At 51.7% G+C, this 25683-nt stretch carries 23 protein-coding genes and 2 tRNA genes; 23 read left to right on the forward strand and 2 right to left on the reverse strand.

Annotated features, from left to right (window positions below):
• Position 1 precedes the first annotated feature (1 nt).
• The 13 genes from H3M12_RS06400 (at position 2) to H3M12_RS06460 (ending at position 14884) form a co-directional block, all read left to right on the forward strand.
• Positions 2 to 1015: an NAD(P)H-dependent glycerol-3-phosphate dehydrogenase gene (locus tag H3M12_RS06400; RefSeq protein WP_129031150.1), complete on the forward strand. Its 1014-nt coding sequence runs from the start codon at positions 2 to 4 to the stop codon at positions 1013 to 1015.
• A gap of 33 nt (positions 1016 to 1048) precedes the next feature.
• Positions 1049 to 1948: a UTP--glucose-1-phosphate uridylyltransferase GalU gene (gene galU, locus H3M12_RS06405; RefSeq protein ID WP_129031149.1), complete on the forward strand. Its 900-nt coding sequence runs from the start codon at positions 1049 to 1051 to the stop codon at positions 1946 to 1948.
• Between the two features lie 67 nt (positions 1949 to 2015).
• Complete coding sequence (gene trxB, locus H3M12_RS06410; RefSeq protein WP_129031148.1) at positions 2016 to 2957, forward strand: thioredoxin-disulfide reductase; 942 nt, start codon at positions 2016 to 2018, stop codon at positions 2955 to 2957.
• A gap of 179 nt (positions 2958 to 3136) precedes the next feature.
• Positions 3137 to 3781, forward strand: a complete 645-nt coding sequence (locus H3M12_RS06415; protein WP_129031147.1) for a YfbR-like 5'-deoxynucleotidase — start codon at positions 3137 to 3139, stop codon at positions 3779 to 3781.
• A 1-nt stretch (position 3782) separates the two neighbouring features.
• Positions 3783 to 4328: an acetyltransferase gene (locus tag H3M12_RS06420; protein ID WP_129031146.1), complete on the forward strand. Its 546-nt coding sequence runs from the start codon at positions 3783 to 3785 to the stop codon at positions 4326 to 4328.
• Positions 4329 to 4432: 104 nt separating this feature from the next.
• Positions 4433 to 6439, forward strand: a complete 2007-nt coding sequence (gene uvrB / locus H3M12_RS06425) for an excinuclease ABC subunit UvrB (protein ID WP_129031145.1) — start codon at positions 4433 to 4435, stop codon at positions 6437 to 6439.
• Between the two features lie 20 nt (positions 6440 to 6459).
• On the forward strand, positions 6460 to 9309 hold the full coding sequence (gene uvrA, locus H3M12_RS06430) for an excinuclease ABC subunit UvrA (protein WP_129031144.1): 2850 nt from the start codon (positions 6460 to 6462) through the stop codon (positions 9307 to 9309).
• Positions 9310 to 9488: 179 nt separating this feature from the next.
• On the forward strand, positions 9489 to 10034 hold the full coding sequence (locus H3M12_RS06435; RefSeq protein ID WP_129031143.1) for a DUF308 domain-containing protein: 546 nt from the start codon (positions 9489 to 9491) through the stop codon (positions 10032 to 10034).
• 238 nt (positions 10035 to 10272) lie between these two features.
• Entirely contained in the window at positions 10273 to 11157 is an 885-nt protein-coding gene (gene rapZ, locus H3M12_RS06440; RefSeq protein WP_129031142.1) for an RNase adapter RapZ, read from the forward strand.
• Positions 11154 to 12167 (forward strand): gluconeogenesis factor YvcK family protein, encoded by a 1014-nt coding sequence (locus H3M12_RS06445; protein WP_129031141.1) that lies wholly within the window; start codon positions 11154 to 11156, stop codon positions 12165 to 12167. Before rapZ ends, H3M12_RS06445 begins: the two co-directional genes overlap by 4 nt.
• A gap of 2 nt (positions 12168 to 12169) precedes the next feature.
• Entirely contained in the window at positions 12170 to 13111 is a 942-nt protein-coding gene (gene whiA, locus H3M12_RS06450) for a DNA-binding protein WhiA (protein ID WP_129031140.1), read from the forward strand.
• Between the two features lie 150 nt (positions 13112 to 13261).
• Positions 13262 to 13531, forward strand: a complete 270-nt coding sequence (locus H3M12_RS06455) for an ACT domain-containing protein (protein ID WP_129031139.1) — start codon at positions 13262 to 13264, stop codon at positions 13529 to 13531.
• A gap of 9 nt (positions 13532 to 13540) precedes the next feature.
• Positions 13541 to 14884 carry a PFL family protein gene (locus H3M12_RS06460; protein ID WP_182150525.1) on the forward strand — a complete coding sequence of 448 codons (1344 nt, stop codon included), beginning with the start codon at positions 13541 to 13543 and terminating at the stop codon, positions 14882 to 14884.
• Positions 14885 to 14954: 70 nt separating this feature from the next.
• Here H3M12_RS06460 and clpP read toward each other — a convergent pair whose 3' ends face one another.
• Entirely contained in the window at positions 14955 to 15551 is a 597-nt protein-coding gene (gene clpP, locus H3M12_RS06465) for an ATP-dependent Clp endopeptidase proteolytic subunit ClpP (RefSeq protein ID WP_129031137.1), read from the reverse strand.
• Between the two features lie 300 nt (positions 15552 to 15851).
• Here clpP and H3M12_RS06470 point away from each other — a divergent pair, with 300 nt between their 5' ends.
• From H3M12_RS06470 to H3M12_RS06480, 3 genes are all read left to right on the forward strand, one after another.
• Positions 15852 to 16313, forward strand: a complete 462-nt coding sequence (locus H3M12_RS06470; RefSeq protein WP_129031136.1) for a LytTR family DNA-binding domain-containing protein — start codon at positions 15852 to 15854, stop codon at positions 16311 to 16313.
• Complete coding sequence (locus tag H3M12_RS06475) at positions 16310 to 17038, forward strand: LiaF transmembrane domain-containing protein (protein WP_129031135.1); 729 nt, start codon at positions 16310 to 16312, stop codon at positions 17036 to 17038. The genes H3M12_RS06470 and H3M12_RS06475 overlap by 4 nt, the downstream gene beginning before the upstream one ends.
• 75 nt (positions 17039 to 17113) lie before the next feature.
• Positions 17114 to 17185: transfer RNA gene (locus H3M12_RS06480), tRNA-Arg, on the forward strand.
• A 91-nt stretch (positions 17186 to 17276) separates the two neighbouring features.
• Here H3M12_RS06480 and H3M12_RS06485 read toward each other — a convergent pair.
• A complete protein-coding gene (locus H3M12_RS06485; protein ID WP_129031134.1) occupies positions 17277 to 17885 on the reverse strand; it encodes an ECF transporter S component in 609 nt (202 codons plus the stop codon).
• 251 nt (positions 17886 to 18136) lie between these two features.
• Here H3M12_RS06485 and H3M12_RS06490 point away from each other — a divergent pair.
• From H3M12_RS06490 to H3M12_RS06520, 7 genes are all read left to right on the forward strand, one after another.
• Positions 18137 to 18208, forward strand: a tRNA-Arg gene (locus H3M12_RS06490).
• A gap of 229 nt (positions 18209 to 18437) precedes the next feature.
• A complete protein-coding gene (locus H3M12_RS06495) occupies positions 18438 to 19466 on the forward strand; it encodes a sugar-binding transcriptional regulator (protein ID WP_182150526.1) in 1029 nt (342 codons plus the stop codon).
• Positions 19467 to 19534: 68 nt separating this feature from the next.
• On the forward strand, positions 19535 to 20545 hold the full coding sequence (gene gap / locus H3M12_RS06500) for a type I glyceraldehyde-3-phosphate dehydrogenase (RefSeq protein WP_129031132.1): 1011 nt from the start codon (positions 19535 to 19537) through the stop codon (positions 20543 to 20545).
• Between the two features lie 187 nt (positions 20546 to 20732).
• Positions 20733 to 21935 carry a phosphoglycerate kinase gene (locus H3M12_RS06505; protein ID WP_129031131.1) on the forward strand — a complete coding sequence of 401 codons (1203 nt, stop codon included), beginning with the start codon at positions 20733 to 20735 and terminating at the stop codon, positions 21933 to 21935.
• 133 nt (positions 21936 to 22068) lie between these two features.
• Positions 22069 to 22827, forward strand: coding sequence for a triose-phosphate isomerase (gene tpiA / locus H3M12_RS06510; protein ID WP_129031130.1), 759 nt, complete (start codon positions 22069 to 22071; stop codon positions 22825 to 22827).
• 104 nt (positions 22828 to 22931) lie between these two features.
• The gene (gene eno, locus H3M12_RS06515) at positions 22932 to 24251 is read left to right on the forward strand and encodes a phosphopyruvate hydratase (protein ID WP_129031129.1); all 1320 of its coding nucleotides are present in this window, start codon (positions 22932 to 22934) and stop codon (positions 24249 to 24251) included.
• A gap of 142 nt (positions 24252 to 24393) precedes the next feature.
• Positions 24394 to 25665, forward strand: coding sequence for a hypothetical protein (locus H3M12_RS06520; protein ID WP_129031128.1), 1272 nt, complete (start codon positions 24394 to 24396; stop codon positions 25663 to 25665).
• Positions 25666 to 25683 lie beyond the last annotated feature (18 nt).

Consider the following 25683-nt stretch of genomic DNA (forward strand, 5'->3'; position numbering starts at 1 on the left):
TATGTCAGAAAAAATTGCCGTACTTGGTGCTGGTTCCTGGGGGTCGATTTTGGCCAACTTGTTGGATGAGAACGGGCATGACGTCCGCTTGTGGTCTTACAACCCTAAGCAGGTCGAGGAACTCAATACGCAGCATACGAACACGCACTACATCCAAAACTTCACTTATTCGAAGTCATTAGTGGCGTATGCCGATATGGCGAGCGCGTTGGCCGACGTGGATGCCATCTTATTCGTGGTGCCGACCAAAGCAGTGCGGTCGGTGGCCCATGAGGTGGCCGAGGTCTTAGCGAAAGACCACAACCAACCCGCGTTGATTCACGCCAGCAAAGGCATCGAGCAAAAGACTTATAAGCGGATTTCGCAGGTCTTAGCGGAAGAGATTCCGGCGGCAAACCGGCGGTCCATCACGGTCTTGTCCGGTCCGAGTCACGCGGAAGACGTGGCGCGACACGACATCACCTTGATTACGGCGGCTAGTGAGAACCCCGAAGCGGCAAAGAACACGCAGGATTTGTTCATGACGCCGTACTTCCGGGTCTACACCAACTCCGACGTGATCGGTGTTGAGATTGGGGCGGCCTTGAAGAACATTATCGCGTTAGGCGCCGGGGCCTTACATGGCCTGGGTTACGGCGACAACGCTAAGGCGGCGTTGATGACCCGGGGGTTGGCTGAAATCTCCCGGCTGGGAACGTCATTTGGTGCCGACCCGTTGACCTTTATCGGGTTATCTGGCGTCGGGGACGTTATCGTGACGGCTACCAGTACCAATTCGCGAAACTGGCGCGCCGGGGACGAACTTGGTCGCGGCGAAAAACTTGACGACGTCATCAGTCACATGGGCATGGTAATCGAAGGCGTCGCCACGACCAAGGCGGCTTACGAGCTGGCGCAACAACGTGGCGTTTCGATGCCGATTACGACTGCGATTTATCAGGTGCTCTACCAGGGGAAGGACATCAAAACAGCCATTTCAGATTTAATGCAACGTGAAGGACGTTCGGAGTTTTAGAGTTTTTTATTATTTTGAGGAGGGCTCAATTTTATGAGAAAAGTCAGAAAGGCCGTTATTCCGGCTGCGGGTCTCGGGACTCGTTTCTTACCAGCGACAAAGGCGTTAGCGAAGGAAATGTTACCCATCGTGGACAAGCCGACCATTCAATTCATCGTGGAGGAGGCTCGGCGGTCCGGTATTGAAGATATCGTGATCGTTGACGGAAAGTCCAAACGGTCGATTGAAGACCATTTCGACTCAAACCCGGAATTGGAAGCCAACTTGCGGGCTAAGCATAAGGATCAATTGCTCAAGCAAGTCCAAGAGACCACGGGGATGAACTTGTACTTCATTCGCCAACCCTATCCACGGGGCTTGGGAGACGCAGTCTTGACCGCTAAAGCGTTCATTGGGGATGAACCGTTCGTGGTCATGCTGGGTGACGATATGACCGAAAGTAAGGTCCCGTTGACCAAACAATTGATGGACCGCTACGAGCAGACCGGTGCGTCGACCTTAGCCGTGATGCGGGTGCCACACGAAGACACCGCCAAATACGGGGTCATCAATCCGTCTGAAGAGACGTTGCCCGGCTTGTATAACGTCACGAACTTCGTGGAAAAACCAGAACCGGATAAGGCCCCGAGTGACTTGGCTATTATTGGCCGGTACCTCTTTACGCCTGAAATCTTTGAGGCCCTAGAACACACCCCCGTAGGTTTGGGAAATGAATTACAATTAACGGATGCTATTGATCACTTGAACAAGACGCAGCGGGTCTTTGCCCACGAGTATACCGGCAAACGGTACGACGTTGGCAATAAGTTTGGCTGGTTACAGACCAATATCGAATTTGGTCTGCGGCACCCCGAAACTAAGGCCCAATTGCGACATTATATCGAAACGCTAGGCAAAAAATTGACGGCGGAAGACCAACCCAAGTCAAAATAGGTGACAAACTTACTTTTTCCTAGTAAAGTAATGGTCAGGCAAATTAAGATGAAGGGAAGTCGCTAACTTGAAGAATTACGACGTCATTGTTATTGGTGCCGGACCAGGTGGCATGACTGGTGCATTATACGCATCGCGGGCCAACCTGTCCGTCCTGATGTTAGACCGGGGAATTTACGGTGGCCAAATGAACAACACTGCGGCAATTGAAAATTATCCGGGGTTCAAGTCGGTCTTAGGGCCGGACTTGGCAAAGGATATGTACGACGGCGCCACCCAGTTTGGGGCCGAGTTCGCTTATGGAAGTGTCGACAGTATCGAAGACCATGGCGATCATAAAGTCGTCAAGACCGATGATGGGGATTACAGCGCTAAAGCCGTTTTAATCGCCACGGGATCCGAGTACAAGAAACTCGGCGTTCCGGGTGAGGATAACTACGGTGGCCGGGGCGTGTCCTACTGCGCGGTCTGCGACGGGGCGTTCTTCAAGAACCGCGACGTCATCGTCGTTGGCGGAGGTGACTCCGCGATTGAAGAAGGCATCTATCTAGCTGGATTAGCGTCAAAGGTTACCATTGTGGTTCGGCGGGACCAATTACGGGCCCAAAAGATCTTACAAGACCGGGCGTTTGCTAACGATAAGATTGAATTCGTCTGGAACACGAACGTTACCGAAATCCAGGGTGACAAGATGAAGGTCACCGGTGTGGCGACCCACAACAACCAAACTGGCGAAACGGGGCACCTCGATGCTAGTGGCGTCTTCATTTACGTAGGGACGTTGCCAATGACCACGGCCTTTACGGACCTGGGCATCACCGATGACGCGGGCTGGATCAAGACCGATGACCACATGGCCACGGCCGTTCCTGGCATCTTCGCGATTGGCGACGTCCGGCAAAAGGATCTCCGTCAAATCACGACGGCCGTTGGTGAAGGCGGAACTGCTGGTCAAGCAGCCTTTAACTACTTGGAAACCCTCAAAGCACAGGCCTCATCAGAAGCCTAACTAAGTTGAACTAAACCAATGATCGGGCCGAGACGGCAAGTCTCGGTCCGATTTTGTGTCGGGTTAAGTTCGGGGGTGCGTTACGACTAAGATATATTTTGCAATCTGCACGGACATCGCCTAGGATAGACGTAGATATGTCGTTAGGGCACCCACCACAACCAAGGGAGTTGAGTAAAATGGGAATGAACCAGTATTTACAGAGTTTGAGTGACTTGGAAACAATCAACCGGGCACCGGGGTATTTCAAATTCGAACAACACTCCGTGGCCGCTCATTCGTTTAAAGTGGCGGAAGTGGCCCAGTTCTTAGGCGATGTTGAGGAACAAGCTGGTCACACCATCAACTGGCGGTCGTTATACGAAAAATCGTTAAACCACGACTACACTGAACGCTTTATCGGTGACATCAAGACGCCGGTGAAATACGCGACACCGGAACTGCGCAAGATGCTGGCCGACGTTGAGGATTCGTTGACTGCCAATTTCATCCACAATGAAATTCCCGAACAGTTCCAAGCGGCGTACGCTCGGCGACTAGGTGAAGGCAAGGACGATACTCTAGAAGGCCGTATCTTATCGGTCGCCGATAAGGTCGACTTACTGTACGAGTCCTTTGGGGAAATCGAAAAGGGTAATCCCGAACCGGTCTACACGGAGATCTACCGCGAAAGCTTGGCCACGATTTTACAATTCAAACAAATGGCGTGTGTCCAGTACTTTTTAAAGGAAGTCCTGGCCGAACTGTTGTCGGCCGACTTTAGTGACCGGCAGAAGCTCGCCGCGCTGACGAATCAACTGTTGAAGCACGCCAAGGAGGACTAACATGACATTAGCAACTGTGTGGAATCACCGCCTCGAAGGCACTGGTACCACGGTGCGGGCGTTGACCCACGCTGATGACGACTTGATTTATGAGTTTCAGGCCCAACACCCGGAATATTTTGGGCATTTTCAAGACCATCCGGTGACGCGGCGCGAAGCGGTGCAAGACGTGGAAGACGTTCCGCTCAACGCGACGGCGGACCAAAAAGCCTACCTGGGCGTGTTTGACCACGACCGCTTGGTACTTATCGTGGACCTCATCATTGATTACCCACTTCCCAGCTTAGTGTGGCTGGGGTTGTGGTTACCCGATAAGCAACTGTCGCGCGCGCAACAGGGCGAGTTGTACCAAAGTCTGGTCCAGACGTTACTGACGGTCGATGCGGTGCAACTCCAGCTGAGCGTCTTTATGGGCGACCGTGACGCGCCGACCTTTTGGACCGACCAGGGGCTGACGCAGGTCCAACGAACCACGGTAGTTCGGGGCTCCCGGAGTGCCAACGTGACCATTTATCAAGATAAATTTGACACCCGAACCGCAAACTAGCGAAAGTATGTTCGGTGTGGTAAACTATTTGAACGTGATGGGGAGCGCTACGTTTCCCATTTTTTTCGCTGAAATTCATTTTGAACGGGTAAGGAGGGACCTGCATGATTGATCGACAAACGGACCAGAAGTTTGATTTGGTCTCCAACTATCAGCCAACGGGGGATCAACCCGAGGCCATCAAGGAACTGACCAAGGGAATCCAGAATCACGAAAAGGCGCAGATTCTACTAGGCGCCACGGGAACGGGGAAAACCTTCACCATTTCCAACGTGATCAAAAACGTCAATAAACCGACGCTGATTTTGTCGCATAATAAAACGTTAGCGGGACAGCTCTACGGGGAATTCAAACAGTTTTTCCCGCATAACGCGGTGGAGTATTTCGTCAGTTATTATGACTACTACCAACCGGAAGCTTACGTCCCTTCGAGCGACACTTATATTGAAAAAGACTCATCTATTAATGATGAGATTGATAAATTACGGCACTCAGCAACTAGTTCCTTACTGGAACGTAACGATGTCATCGTCGTGGCCTCCGTCTCCTCGATCTTCGGATTAGGGGATCCCAAAGAATACCAGAACCACGTGGTTTCACTCCGGGTCGGTCAAGAAATCGAACGGGACGCGTTACTACGGAAATTAGTCGATATTCAATTCGAACGCAACGATTACGACTTCCAACGGGGCCGGTTCCGGGTCCACGGTGATGTGGTCGAAATCTTCCCGGCATCGCGGGACGAACACGCGTTACGGGTCGAATTCTTCGGCGACGAAATCGACCGGATTCGCGAGGTCGATGCCTTGACCGGGGAAATCGTCGGCGACCGCGACCACGTGGCTATCTTTCCGGCGACCCACTTTTTGACCAATGAGGATATCATGGCGAAAGCCACTGCTGGAATCGAAGGTGAAATGAAGGACCGGGTGGCCGAGTTCGAAAGTCAGGGGAAGTTACTGGAAGCTCAACGGCTGAAGCAACGGACCACCTACGACGTGGAAATGATGCGCGAGATGGGCTACACCAGTGGGATTGAAAACTACTCACGCTGGATGGAAGGTCGCCAAGCGGGCGAACCGCCGTACACCTTACTCGATTTCTTCCCCAAAGATTTTTTGCTGGTGGTCGATGAATCGCACGTCACCATGCCCCAAGTGCGGGGGATGTACAACGGGGACCGTGCCCGCAAGCAACAGTTGATTGACTACGGCTTCCGGTTGCCTAGTGCGCTCGATAACCGCCCGTTAAAGCTCAATGAGTTCGAACAACACGTCAATCAGGTCGTCTACATGTCCGCCACGCCAGGGCCGTACGAAGAAGATCAGACCAATCACGTGGTCGAACAAATTATTCGACCGACGGGGTTATTGGATCCGACCATCGAAGTCTGCCCCATCATGGGTCAAATGGACGATCTGGTGGGTGAAATCAACCAACGGGTCGAGGCCAACGAACGGACCTTTGTGACCACCTTGACCAAGAAGATGGCCGAAGATTTGACCGATTATTTGAAAGACTTGGGCATTAAAGTCGCCTACCTGCATTCTGACATCAAGACTTTGGAACGGACCGAAATCATGCGGGACTTGCGTTTAGGCAAGTACGATGTCTTAGTCGGCATCAACCTCTTGCGGGAAGGTATCGATATTCCTGAAGTCTCGTTGATTGCCATTTTGGATGCCGACAAGGAAGGGTTCTTACGAAACGAACGGTCGCTGATTCAAACTATCGGCCGGGCGGCCCGGAACGTTCACGGGCACGTCATCATGTACGCGGATAGCGTCACTGACTCGATGCAAGCCGCCATTGATGAGACCGCTCGGCGGCGGAAGATTCAACAGGCTTATAATCAAAAGCATGGGATTACCCCGAAGACGATTGTCAAACCAATCCGTGACCTGATTTCCGTGACCAAGAAGGACGACCAGAGTGGCGAGAGCGACGACTTTGTCACTAACGACTTCGAGGATATGGATAAGGCCGACCAGGAGAAGCTGATTGCCCGTCTGGAAGACGAGATGCGCGCAGCCGCGAAAAAACTCGACTTCGAACAAGCGGCGTCCTTAAGGGATACCATCATGGACATGAAGACGGAGATTGGTGATTAGGAAGAAGGAGCTAAGAAAACTTGATGAACGATAAGATTGTCATTCATGGGGCACGGGCCCATAACTTAAAAGATATTGACGTCACGATTCCTAAGAATAAGTTTGTGGTCATCAGTGGTCTTTCCGGTTCAGGGAAGAGCTCGTTAGCCTTTGACACGCTATACGCGGAAGGCCAACGGCGCTACGTGGAGAGCTTATCTTCCTACGCGCGGCAGTTCTTAGGCCAGATGGACAAACCGGACGTGGACTCCATCGATGGGCTGAGTCCGGCCATCTCTATCGACCAGAAGACGACCTCGAAGAACCCACGGTCGACCGTGGGGACCGTTACGGAAATCAACGACTACCTGCGGCTTTTATGGGCGCGGGTCGGCACGCCCATCTGTCCTAACGACGGCACGAAGATTACCAGCCAAAGTGTTGAACAGATGGTAGACCAGATTTTGGCCTTGCCAGAACGGACCAAGCTCCAGATTTTGTCGCCCATCGTGCGGGGCAAGAAGGGCCAGCATAAGCAGATTTTCGAAAAGATTCGCCGGGAAGGTTTCGTTCGCGTTCGCGTGGATGGCGAGACCCAAGACCTCGACGACGTGGCGGAACTTAATAAGAATCAACGTCACGACATCGCCATCGTCATCGACCGAATCGTGGTCAAGAAGGGGATTCGGTCCCGCTTGTTTGACTCCTTCGAAGCGGCGTTACGCTTGAGTGGGGGTTATGCGATCGCCGATTTGATTGATGGCGAACCGATGGTGTTTTCCGAACACTACGCCTGCCCGATTTGTGGGTTTACGGTTGGTGAACTGGAACCACGGCTGTTCTCCTTCAACGCCCCGTTTGGTGCTTGCCCCGATTGTGACGGGTTAGGTGTCAAACTGGAAGTCGACTTGGACTTAGTTGTTCCGGACAAGACCAAGACCTTGCGGGAAGGGGCTTTAGAGCCTTGGAACCCCATCAGTTCACAGTACTACCCAGCCTTACTGGAACAGGCTTGTGCTGCCTTCAACGTTGACATGGATACACCCTTTAATAAGCTGGCCAAAAAAGACCGCGACTTAGTCCTTTACGGGTCACAGGGCAAGCAGTTCCACTTCCACTACGAAAACGACTTTGGTGGCGTGCGTGACGTCGACGTGGCATTCGAAGGGGTCATCCCGAACGTCAACCGGCGCTACCACGAGACCAACAGTGACTTCACCCGCGACGTGATGCGCAAGTACATGACCGAATTGACTTGTCATACCTGTCACGGCTACCGGCTCAACGAAAAGGCGTTGAGTGTCAAAATCGACGGCCAACACATCGGGGAAGTCTCCGATTTACCCGTTGATAAGGAATTAACGTTCTTCAAGGGGTTGACTTTTGGCGAACAAGACGCCACGATTGCCCACCCCATTTTAAAGGAAATTCGCGACCGGTTGACCTTCCTACGCAACGTGGGGGTCAACTACCTAACGCTGAGTCGTTCGGCGCGGACTTTGTCCGGTGGGGAAGCCCAACGGATTCGGTTGGCCACCCAGATTGGGTCGAACCTGTCCGGGGTGCTGTATATCCTGGACGAACCGTCCATCGGGTTGCACCAACGAGATAACGACCGGTTGATTTCGTCATTGAAGCAAATGCGTGATTTAGGGAACACCCTGATCGTGGTCGAACACGATGAAGACACCATGCGGGCTGCCGACTACATCGTTGACATTGGTCCGGGAGCCGGGGAAAACGGGGGCCAGGTCATGGCCGCCGGCACGCCTAAGCAAGTGATGCGCTCAAGTAAGTCGTTGACCGGCCAATACCTCTCCGGGAAGAAGTACATTCCGGTGCCGTTAGAACGCCGTCAGGGCAACGGCAAGCAGATTCGCTTGACCGGTGCGGCCGAGAACAACTTGAAGGACATCACCGTGGACTTTCCGTTAGGTGAGTTTGTGGTCGTGACCGGGGTCTCCGGTTCCGGGAAATCCACGTTGGTCAACAGCATTTTGAAGCGGGTCCTGGCCCAGAAGCTGAATCGGAATTCAGCCAAGCCCGGCAAATACAAGAGCGTTGCGGGTGTCAAAAACATCGAACGCTTAGTTGACATCGACCAAAGTCCGATTGGTCGGACACCGCGGAGTAACCCGGCGACCTACACCGGAGTCTTCGACGATGTGCGGGCGTTGTTCGCTCAGACCAATGACGCCAAACTGCGGGGCTACCAGAAGGGCCGCTTTAGTTTCAACACCAAGGGCGGTCGGTGTGAGGCCTGCCACGGTGACGGCATCTTAAAGATTGAAATGAACTTTTTGCCCGACGTTTACGTGCCGTGTGAAGTCTGCCACGGAACGCGGTACAATTCTGAGACTCTGGAAGTCGAGTACAAGGGCAAGAACATCGCCGACGTCTTGGACATGACAGTCAGTGAAGCCCTCAAATTCTTCGAAGCGATTCCGAAGATTACCCGGAAATTACAAACGATTCAGGATGTCGGCTTGGGCTACGTGAAGTTGGGTCAACCCGCCACGACCTTATCCGGTGGGGAAGCCCAACGGATGAAGTTGGCGGCTGAACTACACAAGCAACAAAACGGCAAGAACTTTTATATTCTGGATGAACCCACCACTGGATTGCACACCGACGACATCAAGCGCCTGTTGGAAGTGCTCCACCGGTTAGTCGACAAGGGCAACACGGTGTTGGTCATCGAACACAATCTCGATGTCATCAAGACGGCCGACCATCTGATCGACTTAGGTCCTGAGGGTGGGGAAGCCGGCGGTTACGTGGTCGCTACCGGGACGCCTGAGGAATTGGCCCAAGTGAAGAACAGCTATACGGGTCAGTACCTGAAACCCGTGTTGGAACGGGACCGCAAGCGCACCGAAACAGATCAGTAAGCTGTTCGAATTCCAGGTAAAAATTGAAATTAACTAAAAATTAACGGCGCGTTTCCCGGATTAAACCAGGGAAACGCGCCGTTAGTGTGACCCCTTAACTTGTGAGAACCACGGAAAACCAGTACAATGGTTTAAACCAGTCGCATCTGACTGAATTTGTGAGAGGAAGTGTCAACATCATGTTTAATATGAACCGAACCCGCTGGGGCTTTGATTGGGGGGAATTCATCCTAGGCATCCTGTTTCTGGTTGCCGGGTACGGCCTATTCCGCTCGCCAAAGATTGGCTTAACGGGACTTGCTATTATTTTCGCGACCCTTGCGCTTTTAAGTGGATTGACCACCATTGCCGGCTACCGGAAACTACACGACGTTACGGGGATGCGCGCAAATTTTGCGCTGCTGCTCGGGATTATCGATATTCTGATTGCACTGGTCTTTTTCTTCGATATGTCCAGTGCCATCGTCACGTTAGGGTACCTCTTTGCGTTGTGGTTCATTGTTGATTCACTGGAACGGTTGCTCGTCGGCCGGCACCTGCGTGATTTTGGTGGGGGCTTTTACTGGGTTTCGATCATCTTGGACTTGTTAACCTTGATTATTGGGATCTTGCTGTTCGTCAATCCCATCGTGGCGGCTGTTTCATTAAACACCTTGATTGCCATCTTCTTTGGACTCTTTGGGGTGAACGCCATCTGGATTGCGATTGCTCGTAGCCGTAGCTAAATGCTGATATTTCATCGCTGATGGCAAAATTTAAAGCGACCTTCCTCAGTCACGTTGACTAAGGAGGGTCGTTTTTTTAGGTCGCTTGCCCAACCCTTTAGTAAAGCTTAAGGAAGGGGGGTGTCGCCTACGCATTGGCGGTGGACTAGCCGGCGTTTTTTGGGAATCATTGGGAAAGACACGCCCGGTGTGTTATACTGCTCTAAGATGTTTTTTGACCACAAGGAAGGTGACAACTATGACAGAACAGGTTCATTTGGTGATTATTACGGGCATGAGTGGTGCCGGTAAGACCGTTGCCATGCAAAGTTTCGAGGATTTGGGCTACTTCTGTATCGATAATTTACCGCCATCGTTATTGCCAAAGTTTTGGGACCTGGTACGCGAATCTGGCAAGTTGAATAAGATTGCTTTGGTCATTGATTTGCGTTCCCGGGCCTTCTACGATGAGATTGTCCGGATGTTGAACGACGTCGCTATTCACGGCACGATGCAGGCGCAGGTGCTGTTTTTGGACGCCTCCGACGAGGAATTGGTGTCCCGGTATAAGGAAACCCGACGCTCCCACCCGTTGGCCCGTAATGGTCGGGTGATGGAAGGCATTCAGCGTGAGCGCCGGTTACTGGCGCCGATTCGTCAAGCTGCCCAACTAGTGATTGATACCACTGAGATTGCCCCCCGGAAGTTGCGGGAGGAAATCTTCCATAACTATGAAACGGAAACTACCCAAACGTTCCACGTCGAATTGATGTCTTTTGGCTTTAAGTATGGGTTACCAATTGATGCCGATATCGTGATGGACGTCCGGTTCTTGCCCAACCCGTATTATTTACCCGAACTACGGGACCAGACGGGATTGGACCAACCGGTGTACGACTACGTGATGAAACAGCCCCAGACCGAAGCTTTCTACCAACGCTTCTTGGGCTTATTACAGTCGATCATGCCGGGATATAAAAAAGAAGGCAAATCAAATCTTACTGTCGCCATTGGGTGTACGGGAGGCCAACATCGGTCAGTCGCGTTAGCTGAACGACTGGGCCAGGCCTTGGGGGATGAATATCCCGTCCATGTGACCCACCGCGACATTGAGAAACGAAAGGAGTCCGCTAACCGCTCATGATAGATCCAATGCATACGCACCGGCCCAAAATTGTCGTGATCGGTGGGGGTACCGGATTACCGGTCATTTTACGGAATCTGCGTGACCAAAACGTCGATATTACGGCGGTCGTGACCGTCGCTGATGACGGGGGCTCATCCGGCATTATTCGCCACTACGTCAACGTGGTGCCGCCGGGTGACATCCGTAACGTGATGGTCGCTTTGGCTGAGGTCCCCTCGATTTACAAGGACCTGTTCCAATATCGGTTTGAAACGACCGACGACTTTTTTGCGGGCCACGCCATCGGGAACCTGATTATTGCAGCCCTCTCAGAGATGAAGGGCGGAATTTTTGATGCTGTTCAAGAGTTGTCCCAGTTGATGCGGGTCAACGGGCACATCTATCCGGCCGCTAACGAGCCCTTAGAGTTGCACGCCCAGTTTTCGGACGGTAGCACGTTAAGTGGTGAGTCCGAGATCACCGCCGCACATAAGCTGATTAAACGGGTGTGGGTCGAGACCAGTGACCACCACCAGCAACCCCAAGCGGTTCAACCGGTGATCGACGCGATTATGTCCGCCGACCAAATCGTGTTGGGGCCCGGGAGTTTATTTACCAGTATTTTACCGAACTTAATGATTAGTAGCGTGGGTAATGCCGTGCGCACCAGTCCGGCTGAAGTGGTGTACATCTGTAACATCATGACCCAAAAAGGTGAAACAGAAAATTTCACCGACGCCGACCACGTGCGGGTCTTGAACCGCCACTTACACGCGAACTTTATCGATACCGTTTTGGTCAACACCCGAAAGGTGCCGGACCGCTACATCGATTACCAACGGTGGGATGAAATCTCGCAACCCGTCAAGCATGATTTTCAAGGCTTGCGTAACCAGGGCTGCCGGGTCATCTCGACGGACTTTCTCGAATTACGCGATAACGGTGCGTTCCATAACGGTAAGGAAGTCGTCCACGAACTGTTGAACCTGATTGGTCAACCCACTTATCGCATGAATCGGGGGTCTTAACCATGTCCTATGCCAGTGAAGTCAAAAAAGAACTCACCACGTTAGAAGTCCACCGGGACAACGCCAAGGCAGAACTGGTGGCTTTGATTCGGATGAATGGGACCTTAGGGTTAGCCAATCATCATTTCGTGTTGAACGTCCAGACGGAAAATCCCGCCATCGCGCGGCGAATGTACCAACTGTTGAAGCAGTTCTACGATTTGGAAAGTGAATTGCTAGTGCGGCGTAAGATGAAGCTCAAGAAGAATAACCTTTACATCGTCCGGGTGAAGAGTGGTGTGACCGACGTCTTATCGGACCTGGGCATCTTTGACGGGTCCCAATTGTCCGAAGCCGTGCCCGCGAGCATTTTAAAGTCGGACCTGCAGATGCGCTCGTATCTCCGGGGCGCCTTTTTAGCGGGCGGCTCGGTCAACAACCCGGAAACCAGTCGTTATCACCTGGAGATCTACTCTTTGTATGAAGAACATAACCAGATGATTGCGCGGATGATGAACCAGTATAACTTGCACGCCCGCTCAATCGAACGGCGTAGTGGCTACATCACCTATTTAAAAGGGGCCGAACACATCGCTGACTTCTTGTCTTTGATTGGTGCTACGACGGCCATGCTGAAATTCGAGGATGTCCGCATCATGCGCGACATGCGTAACTCGGTCAACCGGCTGGTCAACTGCGAAAACGCCAACCTGGATAAGGTGGCGACCGCTTCGACCCGGCAAATCGATAACATTCAGTATATCGAGGCCACGGTGGGCTTGGGACAATTACCGACCAAGCTGCGTGAGGTGGCGGAGACCCGTTTAGCACACCAGGAAGTCAGTTTGAAGGAACTGGGCGACCTGGTGCCCGGAGGCCCGATTTCGAAGTCGGGAATCAATCACCGGTTACGTAAAATCAATGATTATGCCAAGCACCTCCGTGAGGGGGAAGCCACGGCTTAACGATCAAGAAGCGTTCCGTTCCTTAGTGGCGGAGCGCTTTTTGTGTCGGGGTCTAGTCATTGGGCGTGTGGTGATTTGATAAAATGGATGCATTTACGGGTGGGACATGCTATTATGAGAAAATAATGAGTTCAATTGGAGGCAAATAAGATGCGAGCAATTATTACGGTGATTGGCCAAGACCACGTGGGAATCATTGCCGAAGTGGCGACCACGCTAGCCCAGAAACACATCAACATTGTCGATGTGTCACAGACCATCATGGACCAGAACTTCACCATGATGTTACTGGGAGAATGGGACGAACAGGTCCTGAGCTTTACGGCCGTGAAGCAGGCGTTAGAAACATTAGGACAGCAAAAGCAGCTGACAATCCGGATGCAACGGGAGTCGCTCTTTGATGCCATTCAGAAAGTATAGGGGGTTCCCATGGAAAGTCGCTCAATTCTCGAAACGATTCAAATGATAGACGAAGAAAACTTAGATATCCGGACTGTGACCATGGGCATCTCGCTGTTTGATTGCATCGATAGTGATGGGGCTAAAGCCCGGCGGAAAATCTACGACAAGATTACCCGCAGTGCGCAAGACCTGGTCAAGGTCGCCGAACAGATTCAAACGGAATACGGTGTGCCCATCATCAACAAGCGTATCGCGGTCACGCCGATAGCCCTGATTGCTGCGGCCAGTGGGGATGCAGATTACGTGGCTTACGCACAGACCATGGAACGAGCCGCAGAAGCTTTGGGCGTAGACTTGATTGGTGGGTTTTCGGCGCTGGTCCAAAAGGGTTATCAAAGCGGGGACCGCAAGTTGATTGCCTCGATCCCCCAAGCTTTAGCCGAGACCAGCCGGGTCTGCAGTTCGGTCAATATCGGGTCCACCAAAGCCGGCATCAACCTCGATGCGGTCGGTGAACTGGGCCACATCGTGAAGCAAACGGCGGCCATCGACCCGGTCAACTGTATGAGCCTGGTGGTCTTTGCCAATGCCGTGGAGGATAATCCCTTCATGGCCGGGGCCTTCCACGGCGTTGGGGAAGCCGACCGAGTCATCAACGTGGGTATTAGTGGCCCGGGCGTGGTCAAACGGGCGCTCGAACAGGTCCGTGGCCAAAGCATTGACGTGGTTTCTGAACAGATTAAGAAGACGGCCTTCAAGGTCACCCGGATGGGCCAATTCGTGGGAACGATTGCGGCGCAACGCTTAGGCGTGCCGTTTGGTATCGTGGACCTATCACTAGCCCCGACGCCCAATGAAGGGGATTCGGTTGCTGAGATCCTCGAGGAGATTGGCCTGGACAGCGTAGGCGCCCCGGGCACTACGGCCGCCTTAGCGTTATTGAACGACGCGGTCAAAAAGGGTGGCGTGATGGCCTGTGAACACGTTGGTGGCCTGTCCGGGGCCTTTATCCCGGTCTCGGAAGACGCCGAAATGATTCGCGCCGTTCGCGCGGGTCGCCTCGGTTTAGAAAAATTGGAAGCCATGACGGCGGTTTGCTCAGTCGGGCTAGACATGATTGCGATTCCTGGTGACACCAGTGCAGCCAGCATTAGTGGCATGATTGCCGACGAGGCCGCTATCGGAATGATCAACAACAAGACCACCGCGGTCCGGGTCATCCCGGCCCCCGGCAAGACGGTCGGTGACGAAGTCGAATTCGGGGGCTTATTTGGCCGCGCGCCGGTCATGCCGGTCAACCCGAGTCAATCCACGGCCTTGATTGCTCGTGGGGGGCATATTCCGGCCCCGATTCACTCGTTTAAAAACTAATCACGAAAAACAAGCACAAAAAAACGTTCCCGTCGCAAGGCGAGAACGTTTTTGTCGCAAGGATTTGAGCTTACTTCTTTTGTTCGGAGCTGTTGGTCATGATGTGATCAATCAACCCGTAATCAACGGCCTCCTGGGCACTTAAGTAGTTGTCCCGTTCGGTATCTTTGTTGATTCGTTCGATTGATTGTCCCGAGTTGTCCGCCAAAATCTGGTTGATCAACTTCCGGGTCTTCAGGATTTCCTTCGCCGCAATCTCAATTTCGGTTTGTTGACCCTGAGCACCACCAGAAGGTTGGTGAATCAGAACTTGGGCGTGAGGTAAAGCAAACCGCTTACCCTTAGTCCCGGATGAGGCCAGAACACTGGCCATCGAAGCGGCCATCCCCAACGTGATGGTTTGCACGTCGGATTGGATGAAGTTCATCGTATCGTAAATTGCCAATCCGGAAGAAACCACGCCACCAGGTGAGTTGATGTAAAGGGAAATATCCTTCGTGGAATCTTGGGCGTCCAAGAAGAGTAATTGCGCAATGATGGCGTTTGCCATGTCATCTTCGACAGGACCGGAAAGCATAATAATCCGGTCTTTCAAAAGTCGTGAATAGATATCATAAGCCCGTTCGCCACGGGATGATTGTTCAATAACCGTTGGTACTAAATTCATGACAAGAAAGCCTCCTTTGAGTAATCGTGTATGGCTAGCAGTTTGCTAACATGGTGCTAGTTTACTGCATTGGTCAGTATAGGTCAAACGATACGCCTTCCCCTACTGCTCCGTGCCATCTAACTATGACTATCATACCAGAATTTGACTAAACGTCACGTATTCTATTGAGAAATGGTCTGGGTACGGTAGCACGTGTGGGGAACCAGTTAGGGCGTTAATACGACCACTGGTGCGCTTAGGATTTACTTTGGACGGAGGCTGTGGTGTACTAAGATTAATCAGAGAGGAGGTGCTACCGTGAAAGTACGACTCGAACAGGATGATCAGTTAACGGAACCGGAAGTCGTGTTACGGGTCCCTAAGGCGCAAACGGCCGCTGTCGCCGACTTGAAACGGCAATTGGCCGCCTTAGATGACCCAACGCAGCAATTAGCGGTGCGCTGGCAGGGGAGCTTGGTTCGGGTTCCGGTGGGCACAATCCTCTTTTGTGAGGCGACGGGGCACCGGGTGATGGTGCATACCGCTCAAGAGACTTACGCCACGCGGGTCCCATTGTATCAACTCGCCGATCAACTGCCCAGTTACTTTTACCGTGGGTCGAAATCGGCGGTGCTCAACCTCCACCAGGTGGCCTCTCTGAGTAAGTCATTGACTGGAAATTTAGTGACGTTTCAACGGTCGCTAAAGCAGTTATACGTGTCCCGGCGCTACTACGGCGAGTTGAAACGGGCATTAGAAGGAAAGGGGTCGGTAACATGACAACCAAACGACGATGGTTTTGGGGGAGTTTCTTCATACTAGGAGCGGTTTTACTGGTCGCCAGCCGCTTGGGGTGGATTTCCGCTCAGTTTGGATTTTGGCAACTCTTAACGGGGATCTTCCTGCTGGCGATTGTGATTTTTAGCGTGGCTCACCGGACAATCAGTGGAACAGTTTTCGGGCTGGCCTTTTTGGCGATTCTTTTCGCTAAGCCCTTAGGTATCACGGCATTAGCGCCCTGGACGATTCTGGGGGTGGCGTTGTTGGTGACAATCGGGCTGTCCTTGATTTTGAACCCGCACAACTATTTTAAAACTAAGTTCTACTCGTACCGGTCGAATCAAAACAATCACTGGAATGGCCAGGCAACGACGGAGCGCATGACCACCGACGAGGCCGAAACCACGGTGCGGGTCAACATGAGCAGTAGTATCCGCTATCTGCAGTCCCAAAACTTCACCCATGCCCGCATCGACGCGCGGCTGGGTAACGTCAAGCTCTATCTGACTGATGTGCGCTTAGCGCCAACGGGAGCGACGATTGACGTGTCAGCCTCGTTGAGTGGGGTCGAGTTGTACCTCCCGAAAGATTGGCCAGTGAAGTTTGCCCTGGCGAATAATCTCGCCGATATCGACGAGAAGGGGCAGCATCTTCCGGGCAACGGCCCAACCGTGGTGATTCAAGGAAATCTCTCACTGTCGGGCTTAGTAATCTATTACGTTTAAAAATTAAAATTAGCCCTTGTAATTCAAACTAGGGTCGAGTATAGTGGTTAGTGTTCTGTTAAGGACATGACCCATGCGCCCGTAGTGTAATGGATCGCACGTAAGATTCCGGTTCTTGAAATGGGGGTTCGATTCCCTCCGGGCGCATCACGTGATCGCAATCCATGGTGGTTGCGATTTTTTTGTGCGTAAAAATCAAAAAGACCCGGTACTCGTCCGGGTCAGTATCGTAAATGGTTTATTTAGTGGGCTTGATGCGGTCCCAATGCAGTCGCAGAGGAGCGGCAATCACCGGTGCTATGATAACGTCTAAAATCAGTTCCGGCACGGCGTTGGTGAGTAAGGAGACCATCAAGACGTACCCTAGCGTTTGGTTACCTTTAGCGCCAAAGGCTTGGGCCACGGCTGGTGTTTGGTAGAAGAAATAGACCAGACCGAGGACTAACAGACTGTTGATGAGGGCGGCTCCAGCGGCGGCTAAGCGCATGGAGTGGTGCATTCGCCAGGTCTGTTTGTCACGGCCCCAACGGTAGAGATACCCGGCCCCAATCCCCATCAGAAGCCGGGGAAGAATCGAGACGAAAGGGTTGACGAAGACCAGTGGGGCGACTGGACTAGACGGCCAGGTGAAAGCCCGAATGAAGGTGATTAATCCCCAGAAGCCACCGATTAAGGCGCCATCTTTGGGGCCAAGTGCGACCCCGGCCACGATGACGGTCAACCCAATCAGGGTCATACTGAACGGACCGAAGGGAATATACCCAATGAATGGAAAAATATTCTGTAACAGGACGATGGCCATTAAGAGGGCATCGATGACTAGGCGGAACGTTTTTTGATGTGACATGGTGGCAAGCTCCTTCTGCAAGCATTACTAATGTTGCCATTATAGCATGCTTTACTGAAAGCGGAAACGCGGCTTGGACCGGGGAAACGTGCTGCTCGTGACGGAAAACTTGGCATGAGGAGCGCTGGCGTGGCAAAACGAGGTGGTAAAATAGAGGTGAAAACGGTTAAAAGGTGGAATTTTAAAAACAGCCTTGTATTTTTATTCAGAATCAGTTATAGTAATTAAGTGTTGTTGAGCACAGCAACTATGCGCCCGTAGTGTAATGGATCGCACGTAAGATTCCGGTTCTTGAAATGGGGGTTCGATTCCCTCCGGGCGCATCGGAAATCAGCAGGTGGCACCGTCGGGGGACGGTGCCTTTTTTTGTGAGTGATTTTGTCCGCGGGAAGCCTAAATTTATAAGGGGAATGGCTTGCCATTTACTGGGATGCGGGCTTATAATGTCACAGTAAGTTAGGTTAGCAAAGGTTGACCGCTATTTTTTTGAGTGGGGTGGGCGCGTTTTTGCCCCCCTGGTCAATTAGTGTCCCACTGGGAGGTAAGGTTTGGATGCAAGACGAATGGCAATGGGTCGAGGCAATTGTTCCCCAGATGGTCGCAAAACTGACGACCCGTTTCCGGGTTCTTCAAGCTGTCGAACGACTGCAACCCGTTGGCCGACGCACCTTAGCCTACCATCTCGCCTGTACTGAACGGACCGTGCGGGCGACTACCGATGCCTTGGCCAATCTGGGCTTTATCCAGATGACGGTCAAAGGGATGCAGATCACGCCAGCAGGCCAACGGGTCGTGGCGGGGTTACACCCCGTGATTGATACCTTAGCGGGGCGCCATCAACAGGAGCAGGCCCTAGCCCGGCAGTTGGGGATTGCCCACTGTACGTTAGTTCCGGGCGACAGCTCGCTACCTAGCGGGACGTTGACAGGGTTGGCCCAGGCCACTAAGCGGGTCTTAGCCGACCAGTTGCCGATAGGTGCTAGCACCATTGCCGTCATGGGTGGTCATACCTTGGCTGCGGTGGCGGCAGGACTGACCCCGGCGTTGAGCACCCAACGGCAATTGTTGTTCGTGCCAGCGCGCGGGGGCATCGGTGAAGCCCCTGAGATTCAGGCCAACGCGGTCAGCGCCCAGATGGCGCAACGGACGAACGGGCAGTTTCGGGCGCTCTACGTTCCGGAACAATTGAACACCGCAACTTACAAGTCGTTATTTGCAGAACCGGCTATCCACGACGTGTTGCAATTGATTGCGCACAGTAACGTGGTGATCCACGGGATTGGCGAAGCGTCTGCCATGGCCAAACGGCGAAACATGGCACCGGATGTGGTGGCAGATCTGAACGCGGCACACGCCGTGGGGGAGGCCTTCGGGTACTTCTTCGATGCGGCGGGTCACGTCGTTCGGAAATTTCCACCTATCGGGTTAGACATTGCCGATTTGGCGGCCAAACCGCTGGTCATCGCCGTAGCGGGTGGCTCCGAGAAAGGGGCCGCTATCCAGGCGTACATGCATTTAGCGCCAGCTCAGACTTGGTTGATCACCGACCAAGGAGCTGCTGACTTTGTTTTAAAAAAGTGATACACTTCGTATGTACTGCTTTTTAAAAAAATTATCTTTGTTTGCTTCCTGAAGGAGGAAATCACAGTATGACTGTAAAGATTGGTATTAATGGTTTCGGCCGTATCGGTCGGTTGGCTTTCAAGCGGATTCACGAACTTCAATCATCTGACATTGAAGTTGTCGCAATCAACGATTTGACGACGCCTTCCATGTTGGCTTACTTATTGAAGTATGACTCAACTCATGGCCGTTTCCCTGGTGAAGTTTCATCAACGGAAAAGGGCATCGTCGTTGACGGCAAGGAATACCCTGTATACGCTGAACCAAAGGCTCAAGACATTCCTTGGGTTAAGAACGATGGGGTTGACTACGTCCTCGAATGTACCGGTTTCTACACTTCTAAAGAAAAGTCCCAAGCGCACCTTGATGCTGGCGCTAAGCGGGTTCTGATCTCCGCACCAGCTGGTCCTGTTACGACCGTTGTTCCAGGCGTTAACTTGGATGTCTTGAGCGAAGACGACAAGATCGTTTCCGCTGGTTCTTGCACCACGAACTGCTTGGCACCAATGGCTTACTTCTTGAACAAGGACTTCGGTATCAAGGCTGGTACCATGACTACGATCCACGCCTTCACTTCTACCCAAATGATTTTGGATGGCCCTCGTGGCAAGAAGATGCGGAACAACCGGACTGCCTCAATCAACACCATTCCTCACTCTACTGGTGCTGCTAAGGCGATCGGCTTAGTTGTTCCTGACTTACAAGGTAAGTTACAAGGCCACGCCCAACGGGTTGGTGTTGTTGACGGTTCCTTGACTGAATTAGTTGCCGTTCTGGACAAGAAGGTTACGGCTGACGATGTTAACGAAGCAATGAAGAAGCACACTGAAAACAACGATGCTTTCGGTTACAACGCTGACGAAATTGTTTCCACTGACATCATCGACGACCCTCATGGTTCCGTCTTTGACCCAACTCAAACGGAAATCACCACTGCCGGTGACACCCAATTAGTTAAGACGGTTGCTTGGTACGACAACGAATGGGGCTTCACTTGCAACATGGTTCGTACTTTATTGAAGTTCGCAACGCTTTAATTAAATCTTAACTGACACGGTCACGTGCCAGAAGAAGTTCCGCAGGAATGCGACGAGGGAGGGTATTCCTCGCCGCATTTTTGTTTGGCACCCGGAATTAGAAGAAGTCCTTTGAAATTCGGGTGGAAGTGCTGTATATTGTGAAAGTAATCATTATAAGTCCTAAATTGAAGGAGGATTTTCTAAATTGGCAAAATTAACAGTTTCTGATTTAGAGTTACAGGGCAAAAAAGTCCTCATGCGTGTTGACTTTAACGTCCCGATTAAAGACGGTGTGATCGGTAACGATAACCGAATCGTTGCGGCATTACCAACCATCAAGTACGTCGTCGAACACGGTGGCAAGGCTATCTTGTTGTCCCACTTGGGTCGGGTTAAGACCGAAGATGACAAGCCCGGCTTGTCCATGCGGCCAGTTGCAGAACGCTTGTCCAACTTATTGAACAAGCCGGTCACTTTCGTCCCAACGACGGAAGGTAAGCAACTCGAAGATGCCATCGATGGCTTAAACGACGGCGACGTCTTAGTGATGGAAAACACCCGTTACGAAGACGTGAAGGACGGCAAGTACGTCAAGCGTGAATCTGGTAACGACCCTGAATTAGGGAAGTACTGGGCTTCGTTGGGTGACGTCTTCGTCAACGATGCGTTCGGTACGGCTCACCGTTCCCACGCTTCCAACGTCGGCATTGCTTCCAACATGACTCAAACCGCTGCTGGTTTCTTGATGGAAAAGGAAATCAAGTTCATCGGTGGTGCCGTGGACAACCCTGAACACCCATTCGTTGCCATCTTAGGTGGTGCGAAGGTTTCCGATAAGATCGGGGTTATCGACAACCTGCTGTCTAAGGCTGACAAGGTCTTGATCGGTGGGGGAATGACCTACACCTTCTACGCCGCTAAGGGCATGAAGATTGGGAACTCCTTAGTTGAAAAGGACAAGATCGACTTAGCCAAGGAAATCTTGGATAAGGCCGGCGATAAGTTGGTTCTGCCAGAAGACTCCGTGGTCGCTGAAAAGTTCGATAACGATGCGCCACACAAGACGGTCGAGGGCGATGTGCCGGATGGTTACATGGCCTTAGATATCGGACCAAAGTCCATCAAGACGTTCGAAGACGTTTTAAAGACCGCTAAGACGGTTGTTTGGAACGGCCCAATGGGTGTCTTTGAAATGAGCAACTACGCCGAAGGCACGCTGGAAATCGGTAAGTTCTTAGGAACTTTGAGTGACGCCAAGACGATTGTCGGTGGTGGTGACTCAACTGCTGCCGTACAACAACTCGGTGTAGCTGACAAGCTATCCCACATCTCAACCGGTGGTGGCGCTTCGCTGGAATACCTGGAAGGAAAGACGTTGCCTGGTATCGCGGCAATTTCTGACAAGTAAGGTAACTTCAAAACCGTGGTGGCAGCATCACGGTTTTTTAGTGGCTCGACCTGAAAGGGCTTTTACTGGCAGAATGCTGGGAAGTCCGGTAAGATGTAGAGCATAAGTGATTTTAGGTAAAGGGGCGACAGAGATGCGGATACCACTGATTGCAGGAAACTGGAAAATGAATAAGTCGGTCGCGGAGGCCCGCGCGTTTGTCACGGCGGTCCAGGGAAAACTCCCGGCGCCCGATAAGGTGGAAACGGCGATTGCGGCACCGGCATTGTTCTTGGAGACGATGCTAGAAGCCAACGTCGATCAAGTCTTACGGATTGCGGCGGAGACCTGCTACTATGAAGATGAAGGAGCCTATACGGGGGAAATTAGCCCCAAGGCGTTACGCCAAATAGCGATTCCCTACGTCATCGTGGGCCACTCGGAACGCCGGCGGTACTTCAACGAGACCGATGACGTCATCAACCGGAAGGTCCACGCGGTCTTTCGTAATGGCATGACACCCATCATTTGCTGTGATGAAACCATGGGCCGTCAGAGTTCCGGCGAGAAGATTCATTGGGTGGTCAACCAAGTCAGCGCGGCCCTCAAGGGAGTCCCAGCCGAAGATGCTGCGCGCATGGTCATCGCTTACGAACCCAGCTGGGCGATTGGCAGTGGCTCACGGGCGTCTTCCGACCAGGCCGAAGAAGGCTGCTATCTGATTCGTCAAACCATTGCTGATATTTACTCGGATGATTTGGCCAACGGGGTACGAATCCTATATGGCGGTAGTGTCAAGCCCGACAATATTTCCGGGTTAATGGCCCGGGATAATATCGACGGGGTGCTCGCCGGCGGGTCCAGTTTGCCCGAAGAGTCATTTATTCAGCTCGCAAACTACCAAAATTTGTAAAACTAACAAAATATAATTGAAAGTTCAAAGTTAAACTTATAGAATGAAACGTGGGATGGGTGTTTTGTTCCCGTGAAGTCAAACTTTCATAAGGAGAGAATACAATGTCACTGATTACTGATATTTACGCACGCGAAGTCTTAGACTCTCGTGGTAACCCAACTGTTGAAGTTGAACTCTACACCGAAGCTGGTGCTATGGGCCGGGGGATCGTTCCTTCTGGTGCCTCCACTGGTGAACACGAAGCCGTTGAACTTCGTGATGGCGACAAGAGCCGCTTCATGGGCAAGGGTGTTACCAAGGCCGTTGACAACGTTAACAAGCTGATTGCTAAGGAAATCGTTGGCTACGACGTTACCGACCAACGCGGTATCGACCAAGCCATGATCGACTTGGATGGTACGCCAAACAAGGGCAAGTTAGGTGCCAACGCCATTTTGGGTGTCTCCTTAGCTGCTGCACGGGCTGCTGCTGACGAATTAGAAATGCCGTTATACAACTACTTGGGCGGCTTCAATGGTCATGTTTTGCCAACGCCAATGATGAACGTCATCAACGGTGGGAAGCACGCCAACAACAAGGTCGACTTCCAAGAATTCATGATCATGCCTGTCGGTGCCAAGAGTGTTAAGGAAGCTATTCGGATGGGTTCCGAAACGTTCCACAACTTGAAGTCAATCTTAAACGACGAAGGCTACTCCACCGCCGTTGGTGACGAAGGTGGTTTCGCCCCTGACTTGAAGAACAACGAAGAACCATTCGAAATCTTGGTCAAGGCCATCAAGCAAGCCGGCTACGTTCCTGGTAAGGACGTTGCCATTGCCTTTGACTGTGCCGCTTCCGAATTCTACAACGCTGACACCAAGAAGTACGAACTTAAGGGTGACGGCAAGAGCTACTCTGCTGACGAATTTGTCACCTTGCTGGAAGGTATCGTTGACAAGTACCCAGTTGTTTCCATCGAAGACCCATTGGATGAAAACGAATGGGAAGACTGGCAGATGGCCACGAAGCGCTTAGGCAAGAAGGTCCAAGTTGTCGGTGATGACTTGTTCGTTACCAACACGGACTACTTGGCTAAGGGTATCAAGATGGGCGTTGCCAACTCCATCTTAATCAAGCTGAACCAAATCGGGACTTTGACGGAAACCGTTGAAGCCGTTGAAATGGCTAAGCAAGCTGGTTACACGGCCGTTATCTCTCACCGTTCTGGTGAAACTGAAGACACGACCATCTCTGACTTGGTTGTAGCCTTAAACGCTGGCCAAATCAAGACTGGTTCCATGAGCCGTGGCGAACGGATCGCGAAGTACAACCAATTGATGCGGATCGAAGACAACTTGGGCAAGACGTCCGAATACAAGGGGATTCACTCCTTCTACAACTTGGACGAAGCTGCTCGGGAAGCCATCGTCAACAAGTAATTTTAATTAAATTACGTTCTGATCGCGCTTTTCCCTTTGAGGGGAAGGCGCGATTTTTTGTGGCCCCAATTTTAAAATGACTTTGTTGGAAAAAATGGAGTCATGGTTACCGGACCCTTCCTGTGAAAGGGAGGGATAACCAATGAAGAAATGGCAACAGTTGGCCGTCATCGTGGGGATCACCGTTTTGAGTGGTAGTTGGAGTGGGTCCGTGGGGTGCGCTAAAGCCGCGGAAAATAATAAGCTTAAGGTAACGATACATTACTTGCTTGAATACAAAAACGGAAAGGATACCGAATATTTAAGAAAAGAATTGAAGACCAAACATGATGTTCCTGTTATGGAAAATGAATTGGTTCCAGGACTTGGAGATATCTATGATGGAAAAGGCTATGGTTATAGTCGTGAAAATAACGAGAAAGCACAGTCTTCTCAGGTGGAATACACAGTTACATATAGAGGTAGCAAGGCATCTGGAACTATTTTTTACGTTGATATTAGTCATAAAAATAAAGAAGTAGATCCCAATCAAAAGATATCCTTACAGTGGGTTACAGTCGGAGGGGTTCCGGATTATCAACTGCCTAAAGGATATACTTTTGCGAATAAGGTCGATAGTGAACGAAGAATTACTAAAAAGAAAAATGATATGACGATTTACGTCGTTCCTAAGTCTATACACAGACCAACGGAGCAGCAACCAGCTACCACGCCATCAACTAGTGAGCCAGAATCTTCACAGGTGGTGACATCAGTTCCACAACCACAATCTAAACCAATGGTAATCCCATCAGTAACGCTACCAACGCAGTTGCAACCGTCTTTACAGTCTCACCCAAAGCCGATGGCGCCAACACCGCCAGTAGGCCCAATCCCACCGGTACAATCGAAGCCAGTGACAAGTAAGCTGCCTCAGTCAGAAGTTCAAGAAACTAAACCATTGCGGGTGCAGGTGCGCCCAACACCAGTAAAAAAAGTACCACAGGTGACGCATAAACAACCTGGCGTGGTAAATTGGTTTCTCCCAACACAACCGACTAAAGTATCACTAAAAAGGGCTCAAACTAGGCCAGTAACGTCCCATACGACTTTAACTGAGGACCACCACGACCAGTTGCAAGGCCTTGACTTACCAACGACCGTGGCCCAATTTAAGGACCGACCTGAACGACCCGGACACCGACGTGTTCAAACGCTAAAGCGGACGCAACGGATTGCAGTTGACCGGCAAACGTCTCGCTCTGCAATCAACCACGCCCCTCACGCACGCGTCAAGCTACCGCAAACGGGGGGAGCCAACGCCGACTGGAAGCTTCTCAGGTTGGGGCTTGTTCGGCCTCATTTTGAGTGGCGGTATGATTTTTCGCCGGAAGTTTACGGGCCATCGTTAATTTTGTGCTACACTGGAGCGTAGACAAAATTTAGAGGAGGA

It is taken from the genome of Levilactobacillus suantsaii (assembly GCF_014069315.1).
Classification (GTDB): Bacteria; Bacillota; Bacilli; order Lactobacillales; family Lactobacillaceae; genus Levilactobacillus; species Levilactobacillus suantsaii.